Annotated in this window: 11 protein-coding genes; 4 read left to right on the forward strand and 7 right to left on the reverse strand. The window is 67.3% G+C overall.

The window, feature by feature from the left end; translation table 11 throughout:
- Window positions 1-22: 22 nt before the first annotated feature.
- The 6 genes from ACOABP_RS16090 to ACOABP_RS16115 all read right to left on the reverse strand — a co-directional run bounded on the left by ACOABP_RS16090 (window position 23) and on the right by ACOABP_RS16115 (window position 6,917).
- Window positions 23-1,213, reverse strand: a complete 1,191-nt coding sequence (locus ACOABP_RS16090) for an amidase (RefSeq protein ID WP_474226105.1) — start codon at window positions 1,211-1,213, stop codon at window positions 23-25.
- A 35-nt stretch (window positions 1,214-1,248) separates the two neighbouring features.
- Window positions 1,249-2,271 carry an ABC transporter ATP-binding protein gene (locus ACOABP_RS16095; RefSeq protein WP_474226106.1) on the reverse strand — a complete coding sequence of 341 codons (1,023 nt, stop codon included), beginning with the start codon at window positions 2,269-2,271 and terminating at the stop codon, window positions 1,249-1,251.
- Between the two features lie 16 nt (window positions 2,272-2,287).
- On the reverse strand, window positions 2,288-3,382 hold the full coding sequence (locus ACOABP_RS16100) for an ABC transporter ATP-binding protein (RefSeq protein WP_066738272.1): 1,095 nt from the start codon (window positions 3,380-3,382) through the stop codon (window positions 2,288-2,290).
- Window positions 3,383-3,384: 2 nt separating this feature from the next.
- Window positions 3,385-4,272: an ABC transporter permease gene (locus ACOABP_RS16105; protein WP_474226108.1), complete on the reverse strand. Its 888-nt coding sequence runs from the start codon at window positions 4,270-4,272 to the stop codon at window positions 3,385-3,387.
- A 10-nt stretch (window positions 4,273-4,282) separates the two neighbouring features.
- The gene (locus ACOABP_RS16110; RefSeq protein WP_474226109.1) at window positions 4,283-5,233 is read right to left on the reverse strand and encodes an ABC transporter permease; all 951 of its coding nucleotides are present in this window, start codon (window positions 5,231-5,233) and stop codon (window positions 4,283-4,285) included.
- 106 nt (window positions 5,234-5,339) lie between these two features.
- Window positions 5,340-6,917 (reverse strand): ABC transporter substrate-binding protein, encoded by a 1,578-nt coding sequence (locus ACOABP_RS16115; protein WP_474227861.1) that lies wholly within the window; start codon window positions 6,915-6,917, stop codon window positions 5,340-5,342.
- A gap of 264 nt (window positions 6,918-7,181) precedes the next feature.
- Between ACOABP_RS16115 and ACOABP_RS16120 the strand changes: the two genes are divergently transcribed.
- Window positions 7,182-8,429 carry a Zn-dependent hydrolase gene (locus ACOABP_RS16120; protein ID WP_474226110.1) on the forward strand — a complete coding sequence of 416 codons (1,248 nt, stop codon included), beginning with the start codon at window positions 7,182-7,184 and terminating at the stop codon, window positions 8,427-8,429.
- A gap of 26 nt (window positions 8,430-8,455) precedes the next feature.
- Here ACOABP_RS16120 and ACOABP_RS16125 read toward each other — a convergent pair whose 3' ends face one another.
- The gene (locus ACOABP_RS16125) at window positions 8,456-9,241 is read right to left on the reverse strand and encodes an IclR family transcriptional regulator (RefSeq protein WP_474226111.1); all 786 of its coding nucleotides are present in this window, start codon (window positions 9,239-9,241) and stop codon (window positions 8,456-8,458) included.
- A 249-nt stretch (window positions 9,242-9,490) separates the two neighbouring features.
- Between ACOABP_RS16125 and ACOABP_RS16130 the strand changes: the two genes are divergently transcribed.
- From ACOABP_RS16130 to ACOABP_RS16140, 3 genes are read left to right on the forward strand one after another with little or no spacing between them, the layout of a single operon-like run.
- Window positions 9,491-10,189 carry a GntR family transcriptional regulator gene (locus ACOABP_RS16130; protein WP_474226113.1) on the forward strand — a complete coding sequence of 233 codons (699 nt, stop codon included), beginning with the start codon at window positions 9,491-9,493 and terminating at the stop codon, window positions 10,187-10,189.
- A 35-nt stretch (window positions 10,190-10,224) separates the two neighbouring features.
- Window positions 10,225-10,902, forward strand: coding sequence for a DUF2848 domain-containing protein (locus ACOABP_RS16135; protein ID WP_474226114.1), 678 nt, complete (start codon window positions 10,225-10,227; stop codon window positions 10,900-10,902).
- 8 nt (window positions 10,903-10,910) lie between these two features.
- The gene (locus tag ACOABP_RS16140) at window positions 10,911-12,248 is read left to right on the forward strand and encodes an amidase (RefSeq protein WP_474226115.1); all 1,338 of its coding nucleotides are present in this window, start codon (window positions 10,911-10,913) and stop codon (window positions 12,246-12,248) included.
- Window positions 12,249-12,324: the final 76 nt, after the last annotated feature.

Raw genomic sequence — 12,324 nt, forward strand, 5'->3', positions numbered from 1 at the left:
GAGCCTAGCCTATGCGGGCCGGTCAGACCAGTGCCGTCATCAGCGTCTCGGCCAAGGCGATCAGGCTGCGGTCGCTGCCTTTCGGCCCCAGCAGCGAGATGCCCAGCGGCGCACCGTCGCGGCCCGACAGCGGTAGGCTCAGCTGCGGAAAGCCCGACAGCGGCGTCAGGCACAGCGTGTGTGCCGCCGCCGTGCGGTAATCCTCCAGCGCTTCCATCGGCGTGGCGCGCAGCGGGGCGATGTCGGGCATGGTCGGTAGCACCAGGATGCCGTCATGGCCCAGCAGGCGCTCCAGGTGCGCGGTGAACTCGCGGCGCACGGCGTCCGACTGCTCGAACTGGGCCTGCGTCACGCCCTTGCTGAAGGCAAAGCGGCCGGCTACATCGGGCCCGAGCTGCAGCCCGTAGTTCTCGATCAGCGCGCCGTCGGCCTGCCAGGCTTCCCAGCCTTGTATGTAGCGGAAAGCCCAGTACAGGTCGGACAGCGGCCGGTCTGCCACGTCCACCGGCATGGCCTTGCCCAGGATGGCTTCGATCCGCGCCACGGTTGGCGCCAGGACCGCACGGGCGGCCGGGGTGGGCAGCTCGAACAGGTCGGACGCCAGCAGCAGCCGGGGGCGGCTGGGCAGCGGGTCGCCGTCGGCGCCGAACAGCACGTCGGCCACCCGGGCGAACGTGGCGATATCGCGGGCGAAAAAGCCGCAGGTATCGAGCGATTCGCACAGCGGCATGCAGTTCTGCAGCGAAATGCGGCCATGCGACGGCCGGATGCCGAACAGCCCGCAATGGCTGGCCGGCGCGCGCACCGATCCACCCGTGTCGGTGCCCAGCGCAAAATCGCAGAGCTGGTGCGAGACGGCCGACGCCGAGCCCGACGACGAGCCGCCGGTGATGCGGTCTGGTGCCGCACCGTTGTACGGGCCGCCGTAGTGGTAGTTCTGCCCGTTCATCGAGAACGCCAGCTCGTCGGTGTGTACCTTGCCCACGAACGTGGCGCCTGCGTCGAGCAGCTTCTGCACAGTGGGCGCCGTCGCGGTCTTGATGCCCGAACGCGCCAGCACATGTGGATTGCCGCCGCCGGTGGGATAGCCGGCCACGTCGAACAGGTCCTTGACCGCGAAGGTCAGGCCACGCAGGGGGCCGCTGGCCGCGTTTGGCACGGCAGCATCGGGGTAGGGCAGGAACGCACGGGCGGGATGGGTGGCCAGGCTCATGGTGTTCGGGTTTCCTTGTTCGGGACGGTAAGAGGTCATGCCGCGCATTCGCTGGGCGCGGGTTCGGATACCAGCACGCAGCTCACGCGATGGCCGCCGCCCAGCGATACCGCCGGCGGCACCGCGGACAGGCACTCGGGCCTGGCCTGCGCACAGCGCGGCGCGAACGTGCAGCCAGGCGGCAGGTTCGCCAGGTCGGGCGGCGCGCCGCCAATGGTCTGCAGGCGCTGCCCGCGATCCATGCCGTGCTGGCGGCTTTGCAGCAACGCGATGGTGTACGGATGGCGCGCCTCACGCATCAGCGTTCGGATCGGACCTTCCTCGACGATGCGGCCGCCGTACATCACCGCCACGCGGTCGGCGATCTCCACCGCCGCGCCGATGTCGTGGGTGACGAAAACGATCGACAGCCCCAGTTCACGCTGCAGTTCGCGCAGCAGGATCAGCACCTGGATCTGCACCGTGGCGTCAAGCGCCGTGGTCGGCTCATCGGCCAGCAGGATCTTTGGCTGGGCGGACAGCGCCAGGGCGATCATGGCGCGCTGCCGCATGCCGCCCGACATCTCGTGCGGATAGGCGGCCAGGCGGCGCTCCGGGCTGGGAATCCGCACAGATTCCAGCGCCTTGAGCGCCAGTGCCCGGGCCTCGGTCTTCGATACCTTGCGATGGGTGCGGATGCATTCGACGATCTGCTGGCCCACCGTGTACACGGGGTCGAGCGCCAGCAGCGGTTCCTGGAACACCATGGCCACGGTGCCGCCGCGCAGGCGGGCCAGCGCGCGCTTGTCGAGCTTGAGCACGTCCTGCCCATCAACGCGGATGTCGCCTTGCATCGTCGTGCGACGTGGCGGATGAAGGCGCATCAGCGCACGCAGCGTCACGCTCTTGCCAGAGCCCGATTCGCCGATCAGGGCGACCGCTTCGCCCGGTGCGACGTCGAGCGACACGCCGTTCACGGCCTGGATGGTCTTGCCGCCGCCCGAGAACGTCACCCGCAGGTCGCGAACCGAGACGGCCGGCGTGGTCGGGGCGGTGGAGGTGGTGGAGTCTTTGGACATCGAAATCTCCCGCAAATCAGGGCGTGGCGGCGTGCAGGCCGGGCGTCATGCGGCGCAGCGGCAGCGAGTGGCCGCCGTCGGGCATTGCCATCAGGCACGACACCGGATGACCGGCCAGCGCGTCGGACAGCACCGGCGCGCGGCGTTCGCAGACCGGCTCGGCACGGGCGCAGCGCGGATGGAAGCTGCAGCCCGGCGGCGGATTGATCGGATTGGGCGGGTCGCCGGCCAGCGGCGCGGCCAGCGTGCGGTGGTCGGGGTCCATCGACGGCATCGACGCCAGCAGCGCGCGCGTGTACGGGTGCGCGGGATTGGCGTAGACGGATTCAGTGTCGCCAATCTCCACCACCTTGCCCAGGTACATGACCATCACGCGGTCGCACAGATAGCGGATCACGTTGAGGTCATGGCTGATAAACACATAGGTCAGGTCGAACTCGGCCTTGAGGTCCAGCAGCAGGTTCAGCACCTGGGCTTCCACGGACTTGTCCAGGGCGGACACCGCTTCGTCCAGGATCACCAGGCGCGGCCGCAGGGCCAGGGCGCGGGCGATATTGACGCGCTGGCGCTGGCCGCCCGACAGTTCGTGCGGATAGCGGCCGGCAAAGCGCTTCGGTTCCAGGCCCACGCGCTCCAGCAGGTAGCGCGCCCGCTCGGTGGCTTCCCGGGCCGGCACGCCATGCACGCGCGGCGTGAATGCCACCGATTCCTCGATGGTCAGGCGCGGGTTCAGCGACGAATAGCTGTCCTGGAACACCATCTGCACTTGGCTGCGGAAGGCCTTCATCGGCAACTGCGGAGAGCCCACGCCCTGTGCGTCGAAGATCAGTTCGCCGCTGTCGTGCGGTGTCAGCTGCATCAGCAGCCGCGCCGTGGTGGACTTGCCGCAGCCCGATTCGCCCACCACACCCAGCGTCTCGCCCTTGAGCACGTCGAAACTGACGCCGTCGACGGCCCGCACCACGCCACCGGGGCGGAACGGCACCGCCGACTTCAGCGGGAAATGCTTGACCAGGTCGCGTGCGATGACCAGCGGCTGGGCCGGGCCGCCCACATCCACGGCGGCAGCGCCGGGTGCTGCGGGATTGGGAATTGCCAGCGTCTCGGCCATGCTCACTCCTTGATTTCCATGGCCGAGCGGATGCCGTCGGCCAGCAGGTTGAACGAGATCGAGGTCAGGAAGATCATCGCGCCGGGCAGCGCGGCCACCCACGGCTGCGTGTAGATGGCCGTGCGCAGCGTATTGAGCATCAGGCCCCATTCGGGCTCGGGCGGCTTGACGCCAAGGCCCAGGAACGACAGGCCCGATGCCAGGATCATCGACACCGAGATCAGGCTGGTGGCGTAGACGAAGATCGGCCCCAGCACGTTGTTGAGCACGTGCGCCCGCACGATGGTCAGCGACGAGGCACCCGATGCCCGCGCCGCATCGACGAATTCGCGGTTGCGCACCTGGGTGGTCACGCTCTCGGCCACGCGCACGATCTGCGGCACGAAGACGATGGTCAGCGACAGCAGCGCATTGCCCACGCCGGCGCCCAGCGTGCCCGACAGCGCGATCGCCAGCAGCACAGACGGGAACGCGTACAGGATGTCGGTCAGGCGCATGATGACCGTGTTGGTCCAGCCGCCGGCATAGCCGGCCACGATGCCGATGGCGCTGCCGATCACGAACGCCAGCAACACGGGGGTAATGCCCATGAACAGCGATAGCCGCGCGCCGAGCATCAGGCGCGACAGCATGTCGCGGCCCAGTTCGTCGGTACCGAGCGGATAGCCCTCGAAGCCGATCGGCTTCAGGCGCTTGAGGATCGACGCGGCATACGGGTCGGCCGGCATCAGCGCGGGCGCAAAGATCGCCATCCCGATCAGCGCCAGCAGGATCAGCGCGGCCAGCATTGCCAGCTTGTTGCGCAGCAGGCGGCGGCCCACGGTGGTCCAGTAGCCGGGCGAGCGTTCCACCGGTAGCGGCGCCACGGCCTTGTTCAGCGTCATTTCCATGGCAGGCTCCTCAGTTCCGTTGGATGCGCGGGTCGAACAGCGTCTGCAGCGCGTCGACCAGCAGGTTGAGCAGCACGAAGAACACGGCCAGCACCAGGATCGTGCCTTGCAGCAACGGAAAGTCGCGCTGGAAGATGGCCGAGTTCAGCAGGAAGCCCGTGCCGGGCCACGAGAAGACCGTCTCGATCAGGATCGATCCGCCCAGCAGGTAGCCGAGCTGCAGGCCCATGACGGACAGCGCGGTAGGCGCCACGTTCTTGACCACGTGCCGGAACACGGCGAACTCGGACAAGCCCCGCGCACGCAGCCCGACAATGAACTCGTTGGACAGGATTTCGGCCACCAGCGCCCGGATGGTGCGCGCGACGATACCCATCGGGATCACCGACATCGTCACGGCCGGCAGCAGCATGTACTGGACGTGTTCCCAGTCCCATCGCCAGGAGCCCGAGCCATCGGGGCCGGCGCCGGTGGCCGGCAACCAGCCCAGCAGCACCGAGAACGCGATGACCAGCACCATGCCCAGCCAGTAGTGCGGAATGCTGACGCCCAATACCGACAGGAACGACGCTACGCGGTCGGGCACCGAATCGCGCAGGTAGCCGGCCACGAAGCCGAACAGGCTGCCGAACGTGAAGCCGATCAGCGTTGCCACCGCCGCCAGACGGATCGAGTTGATGACCGCGTTCGACACTTCGGCCATCACGGGCCGGTTCGTGGCGATGGACGTCCCCAGGTCGCCATGCAGCGCGCGCACGAGCCAATGCAGGAATTGCTCCAGGAACGGCTTGTCGAAGCCGTACAGCGCGGTCAGCTGGCGCCGGAGGTCTTCCGAGGCGTCGGGCGGCAACACCGACACGAGCGGATCGCCGGGCGCGATATGGACCAGCGAGAAGCAGAGCAGGGCGACCCCAAGCAGGATCGGCAGCGCATACACGATGCGGCGGAGCAGGTAAGTCATGGTCTGTGGCCGGCTTGTGGGGATTGCTGAACCGTTTGAATCGTCTTAACCGTCTGTGAAGCAGGCTCCCTCTCCCGTGGCACGGGAGAGGGGAGCCAACAGAGCCTCAGTCCATCGACATCGTCGCGATGTCGATGAACCAGCTCTGCGGTTGCACCACGCCCTTGACCTTCTTCGAGATCGCGCGCGGGCCCACGTCGTGGGCGATCAGCACGAACGGCGATTCCTCGACGATGCGCGCGTGCAGCTTGGCCAGCGCGGCATCACGATCCTTCTCGCCAAACGACGTGCGCGCGTTTTCGATCAGCTTGTCGAACTCGGCATTGCCGAAGTAGCCCCAGTTGTTCGAGACCGGCGGCTGGGTCTTCGTGCTGACGAAGCGGACCATGGCGAAGAACGGGTCCATCGCCGCAAAACTCACGTTGATGGCGTTGGTGCCGTGGGCGCTCGGGTCCTTGGCGCCGATCCGCCAGTTGGTGAACAGCGTGTTCCACTCCACCACGTCGAAGTCAACGTCGAAGAAGCACTCCTTGAGGTTCTGCTGCACGTACTCGTTCATCGGCAGCGGCTGCATCTGGCCCGATCCGGACGCCGACACCTGCACCTTGACCTTGACCGGCTTGGCGGCAGAGTAGCCGGCCTCGCTCATCAGCTTGCGTGCGGCGTTCGGGTCGTACTTGATGTCGAACTTGGGATTGCCCCACCACGGGTTGCCGGCTTCGACAATTCCCTTGGCCTCGGCCATGTAGCCACCCAGCAGCGTCTTCAGGCCCGCGCGGTTCACGCAGAGGTTGGCGGCCTGGCGCACGCGCTTGTCCAGCCACGGCGAATTCGGCGCGAACGACAGCTGCCACGGCCACATATGCGGCTGGGCGTTGGCGTAGACATCGAAGCCACGGCTCTTGATCTGCGCGATGGCGTCAGGCGCGGGGGCCTCGATCCAGTCCACCTGGCCGGACAGCAGCGCCGCCGTGCGCGCGTTGGCCTCGGGCATCGGCACCATCACCACCTTGTCGATCTTCGGGGTGCGCTTCGGATCCCAGTAGCTGGCGTTCTTTGCCAGTTCCAGGCGCTCGCGCGGCACGAAACGCGTCATCTTGAAGGGCCCCGTGCCCGACGCGTCGGCGGCGAATGCCACCCATGCCTGCTTGCTGCGTTCGGCCGGGTCGGTCACCGACGCCGGCACGGCGGCCAGCTTCTTGTCCCACTGCGTGGGCGACGCCATGAACAGGTTCGACACGTTGTAGGGCAGGAACGAATCGGGCTCGGACGTCACCAGCTCCACGGTCAGGTCATCGATCTTCTTCGCACTGCGCAGCGTGGGCATGCGCGATGCGGTAACGCCCACCTGGCTCGGATCGAACTGCTTGGCGGTCTTGTCGAGCACCTTGTTGACGTTCCAGACCACGGCATCGGCATTGAACGGCGAGCCGTCGTGGAACTTCACGCCGGGCCGCAGCTTGAACGTCCATTTGGTCTTGTCCTTGTCGTCGACCTTCCACTCGGTAGCCAGGCCGGGCACCAGCAGGCTTGGGCCGTTGCTCTTTGACAGATCCCAGGCGGTCAGCGCGTCATACATCGGAATGCCGGTGAAGCGGTTGCCTTCGAAACCCTGGTCGGGCTGGCCCAGCGTGCGGGGGATATCGGCGGCGGTCATGCCGATGCGCAGCACCTTGTCGGCCATGGCGGCGCCGGGCAGGGCCAGCAGCGACAGGGCGACGGCAGCCGAGGCCGAACGGATGACAGCGGAGAAACCTTTCGCGCGGGGATTCGTGGAGGGGGTCACAGGCAGGGCTCCTGGTTTGGGGGATGGGTTGAACGCTGTGTTCGGTTTCGAACTAGCAATTGATGTGCCAGTGCGCATGCACCATCGATGGATCGTCGGTGCCGGTGGTCTGCTTCTTGCTGGATCGTTGCTTCGATATCACTCACCGCAGACAACACAGACATGGATTCGCAATTCACTCCCCGCATCAATGGCGCCCGCCTGTGGCAATCGCTGATGGACCTGGGCGCGATCGGCGCCACCCCGCTGGGCGGCGTGTGCCGCATCGCCCTGACCGACGAGGACCGCAAGGGCCGCGACCTGGTGGTGCAGTGGTGCCGCGAGGCCGGGCTCGACGTGCGCGTGGACGAGATCGGCAACGTCTTTGCGCGCCGCGCCGGCACCGACCCCGACGCCCCGGCCGTCGCCACGGGCAGCCATATCGACACCCAGCCATCGGGCGGCAAATTTGACGGCAACTTCGGCGTGCTGGCCGGGCTGGAGGTCGTGCGCACGCTCAATGACCTGGGCGTCACCACGCGCGCACCGCTGGAGGTGGCGTTCTGGACCAACGAGGAAGGCACCCGCTTTACGCCGGTGATGATGGGATCGGGCGTATTCGCCGGGGTCTTCGACGGGGCATTCGCCCGTGCGCAGCAGGACCGCGACGGGGTCAGCGTGGGCGATGCGCTCGAAGCCATCGGCTACCTTGGAGCGCAGCCCGCCGGCCAGGTGCCCGGCGGCATGTATGCGGCATACTTCGAGGCGCATATCGAGCAGGGGCCGGTGCTGGAAGCGGCCGGCCTGCCGATTGGCGTAGTCAGCGGCGCGCTGGGCCAGCAGTGGTACGACGTGACCGTGACCGGCCAGGACGCGCATGCCGGCCCCACGCCGCTGGCGCTACGCCACGACGCGTTGCTGGCGTCGGCACGGATGATCGAGGCCGTCAACCGCATTGCGCGCGACGAGGCGCCGCATGGCCGCGGCACCGTGGGCTTTGTCGAGGTCAAGCCCAATTCGCGCAACGTGATTCCGGGGCGCGTGGACTTTTCGGTGGACTTCCGCAACCTGTCGCAGGCCGGGCTCGACCGCATGGATGCGGCGATGCGCGCCGCGTTCGCGGGCATTGCCGACGCCGCCGCCGTCAAGGTGGACGTGCGTCAGGTGGTCAAGTTCGAACCCTGTATCTTTGCGCCCGCGTGCGTGGACAGCGTGCGGCGCGCGGCGGCGTCACTGGGCCTGCCGCATATGGATGTGGTGAGCGGGGCGGGGCACGATGCCGTGTACGTGGCCCAGCGCGCGCCCACCGGCATGATCTTCGTTCCCTGCAAGGACGGCATCAGCCATAACGAACTGGAAGACGCACTGCCCGAACATATCGAGGCCGGCGCCAACGTGCTTCTGCAGGCGATGCTGGAGCACGCGCGCTAAGGGCTGCCCCGGGCGCAACGGTGGGATCAGTGGGCGATCGACCGCGAGATCGCCCACGCGCATTCAATGACCAGCGGCCCGAGCTTCTTCTGCGCCTCGGCCATGGTCCAGCGGCTGGCCGGCGGTGACACATGCACCGCGCCCACGGCCTCGCCACGGCTGTTCACGATGGGCGCGCCAATGCCCATGTCGCCCAGGAACAGCTCTTCCTCGTTGCACGCATAACCCAGGCTGCGGCACGCCGCCACCTGCTCGACGATGGCGTCGATATCGGTCAGCGTGGCCGGCGTACGCGCCTGCCGCGTGGAGGCTTCGAGCATCGCACGCACCTGGTCGTCGGGCAGCTTGCTCAGGTAGGCGCGGCCCGAACTCGTGCAGTACATCGGAATCCGCATGCCAACCGGCGTCAGCACGGGCATGTGCTTGGCGGTCATGAGCTGCGCCACATAGACCATGTCGAGCCCCACGGGCTCCGTGAGATTGGCCGTTTCGCCGCTGGCATTGGCCAGTTGCGACAGATAGGGGCTGGCAATCGGGATCAATGCGTCGGCCGCCAGGTAGTTGTAGCCGATCTCCATCACCTTTGGCGTCAGCCGGAAACGGCGCGTCTGCGGGTGCTTGTCGACGTAACCAAGCCGCTCCAGCGTATGAACGGTGCGCTGGGCCGAACTCTTCGTCATGCCGGTCAGCCCGGCAAGTTCCACCAGGGTCAGAGTGCGATGCACGGCGCTGAATGCGCGCAGGACTTCGAGCCCTTTTTCCAGTGACTGGTTGAAGAGTGGGTCGGGGCGGTCGCCGTCAGTGATGGCCATAACAGGTGTGAATCCGGATTCGGCACCATCGTCGTGATCCGCTGCACCACGATGGCTGCATATTGCACCAAGATATTTATGTATCGATTATCGATTCCACACGGACGGCTCATGATAGGCGCAACCGCCGTCACATGGCGAGCTGGCGGGCGCTGTGTAGTGTTTACCCCTATAAAATTCCGGGTTGTGCGCAGTGAAATATCACACTAGTATCACAACAACTTCAAACGAACAGACTCTGATTCCGCCGTGGTGAATCCCATTCGACTGGTCGGTGCCGCCGACCCGGCGCCCGCAGCGCCCACCCCCGCCCAGAGCGGCGCGGCAATGCGCGAGCAGGCCTATACCGAAATCAAGCGACGCATCATCGCGTGCGAGTTCCGTCCGGGCGAACCGCTGAACGAGGCACAGGTGGCCACGCTGCTGGGCCTGGGTCGCACTCCGGTCCACCAGGCGCTGCATCGGCTGGAAGTGGAAGGGCTGGTGTCAATCCTGCCGCGCAAGGGCGTGCTGGTGTCGCCGCTGTCCCTGAACGAAGTGCTCGACATGATCGAAGTGCGCGCCACCAACGAGGTGCTGTGCGCCACGCTGGCCTGCGAGCGCGGTCACGACAGCGATTTCAAGGCAATGCGCGAGATTGTCGACCGCTCGCCAGAGTTGATCGCCCGGCGCGACATCCCGGCGCTGGCATCGCTGGACCTGAAGTTCCATACCGCCATGTCGGCCGCATCGCGCAACCGCGTGCTGGCCGAACTGCTGCGCGGCCTGCACGAGAAGCAGGCGCGTTTCTGGTTCCTCTCGCTGTCCGATCCGCAGCACCTGGAGAACGTCTACCAGGAGCACCTGGAAATCGTCGATGCCCTGGAGCGGCGCGACGTGCCGGCGGTGCGCGAGGCCATCCGCGAACACATCGACGAATTCCGGAAAAACATCATCCGGACACTCTGACCCGAACTTTCCCCTCGTAACAAAGGTAGTACGCAATGCCGACACTGCATCTCCAGGTAGCCGGCGGGGGCGCGCTCGCCCTCGACATCGAACGACTGATCATCGCCGGCTGGACCGGCCGCGACATGGAAGCCGTTCAGCACCATATCGACGAACTGAAGGCCATCGGCGTGAAGCCGCCTGCCACCGTGCCCACGTTCTATCCGCTGGCCGCCCAGCTGCTGACCACCGACGACGTGCTGGAAGTGCCGCGCGACGATTCGTCGGGCGAGACCGAGTTCGTGCTGCTGCAGGGCGCCGACGCGCTCTACATCGGCATTGGCTCGGACCACACCGACCGCAAGGTCGAGGCCTATGACGTCACCGTGTCCAAGCAGATGTGCGCCAAGCCGATGGGCCGCGACGTGTGGCGCTTCGACGAGGTGGCCGATCACTGGGACTCGCTGGAAATGCGTTGCTGGCGTGTACGCGACGGCCAGCGCGCGCTCTATCAGGAAGGCAAGGTCACGCGCCTGCTGGACCCGCGCGACCTGATCGAGCGCCTGACCGGCGAATCGCAACTGCCGCCGGGCACCGCGATGTTCTGCGGCACCCAGGCCGTGATCGGCGAGATGGGCCACGGCGAATCGTTCGAAGTGGAACTGCACGACCCCGTGCGCAACCGCAGCCTGCATCACGCCTATCGCGTGGAAACGCTGGCCGTAGCCGAGTGAGCCTTGCCATGACTGCACCGACCATCGCTGCCCCCACCATTGCCGAACTGGCCGCCGCGCTGGCGGCCGGACACACCACCAGCGTCGCGCTGACCGAAGACGCATTGGCCCGCATCGACCGCCATATGCAGGCGGGCGGCGCTGCGTTCATGAGCGTCGACGCCAAAGGGGCACTGGCGCAGGCCCATGCCGCCGACCAGGCGCGTGCGGCCGGCTATGTGGCATCGCCGCTGGCCGGGCTGCCGGTGTCGATCAAGGACCTGTTCGATGTGCGCGGCCAGGTGACGCGCGCCGGCTCGAAGGCGCTGGACGGCAGCGCGCCGGCCCAGGCCGACGCCCCGGCCGTGGCGCGGCTGCGCGCCGCTGGTGCTGTGCTGATCGGCCGCACCAATATGAGCGAGTTCGCGTTCTCCGGGCTGGGACTGAATCCGCACTATGGCACGCCGCGCACGCCGTTCGATCCCGATCGCATCAGCGGCGGCTCGACGTCGGGCGGCGCAGTGAGCGTGGCGGAGCAGATGGCCGTGGCCGCGCTGGGCACCGATACCGGCGGCTCGATCCGCATTCCGTCGGCGTTCTGCGGCCTGACCGGGTTCAAGCCCACCGCGCGCCGTGTGCCGCTGGACGGCGCCGTGCCATTGTCCACGTCGCTTGATTCGGCCGGCCCGCTGGCCCGCTCGGTGGCCTGCTGCGTGGCGATGGATGCCGTGCTGAGCGGCGAAACGCTGGACACGCGTGCGGCTGACCTGCGCGGCCTGCGTTTCTACGTGACGCGCGACTTCGTGGCCGACGGTCTCGATGCCGAGGTAGCCCAGGCGTTCGAGGCCATGTTGGCAAGGCTGTCGGCCCAGGGCGCGCAGATCGTGGAGTTCGGCTTCCCCGAACTGCGCCGCCTGCCGGAGATCAACGCCGCCGGCGGCCTGACCGCGGCCGAGGCGTGGACCTGGCACCGCGAGCTGCTGCAAACGAAGGGCGACCGGTACGACCAGCGCGTGGCCCAGCGCATCCGCCGTGGCGAGAAGCTGACCGCCACCGACTACATCGTCCTGCTGGCCGAACGCCGCGCCATGCAGCAACGCGCCGCCGAACTGCTGCGCGAGGCCGATGCCTGGCTGATGCCGAGCGTGGCGGTGCGCCCGCCGCGTCTGGACGCACTGGAGCGCGACGAGGACTTTTTCGCGATCAATGGCCTGGTGCTGCGCAACGCGAGCGTGATCAATTTCCTCGATGGCTGCGCGGCGTCGCTGCCGATGGGCGAGGGCATGGGTCTGGGCGTCTGCGGCCTGCATGGCAGCGATGCCCGTGTGCTGCAGGTGGCTGCCGCCATCGAACAGGCCCTGGCCTGACGCCTTACCCGTGCACCACCCGTAACACCGGCCGGATTCCCACGGCCGCCGCAGCCAGCGCCAGCACAGCGCAATG

The organism is Cupriavidus sp. HE11 (assembly GCF_056097175.1).

Bases quoted from the DNA above. Each gene is read 5' to 3' on its own strand.
- ACOABP_RS16090 (WP_474226105.1), bottom strand. From the start codon at position 1,213: ATGAGCCTGGCCACCCATCCCGCCCGTGCGTTCCTGCCCTACCCCGAT.
- ACOABP_RS16095 (WP_474226106.1), bottom strand. From the start codon at position 2,271: ATGTCCAAAGACTCCACCACCTCCACCGCCCCGACCACGCCGGCCGTC.
- ACOABP_RS16100 (WP_066738272.1), bottom strand. From the start codon at position 3,382: ATGGCCGAGACGCTGGCAATTCCCAATCCCGCAGCACCCGGCGCTGCC.
- ACOABP_RS16105 (WP_474226108.1), bottom strand. From the start codon at position 4,272: ATGGAAATGACGCTGAACAAGGCCGTGGCGCCGCTACCGGTGGAACGC.
- ACOABP_RS16110 (WP_474226109.1), bottom strand. From the start codon at position 5,233: ATGACTTACCTGCTCCGCCGCATCGTGTATGCGCTGCCGATCCTGCTT.
- ACOABP_RS16115 (WP_474227861.1), bottom strand. From the start codon at position 6,917: ATGGCCGACAAGGTGCTGCGCATCGGCATGACCGCCGCCGATATCCCC.
- ACOABP_RS16120 (WP_474226110.1), top strand. From the start codon at position 7,182: ATGGATTCGCAATTCACTCCCCGCATCAATGGCGCCCGCCTGTGGCAA.
- ACOABP_RS16125 (WP_474226111.1), bottom strand. From the start codon at position 9,241: ATGGCCATCACTGACGGCGACCGCCCCGACCCACTCTTCAACCAGTCA.
- ACOABP_RS16135 (WP_474226114.1), top strand. From the start codon at position 10,225: ATGCCGACACTGCATCTCCAGGTAGCCGGCGGGGGCGCGCTCGCCCTC.
- ACOABP_RS16140 (WP_474226115.1), top strand. From the start codon at position 10,911: ATGACTGCACCGACCATCGCTGCCCCCACCATTGCCGAACTGGCCGCC.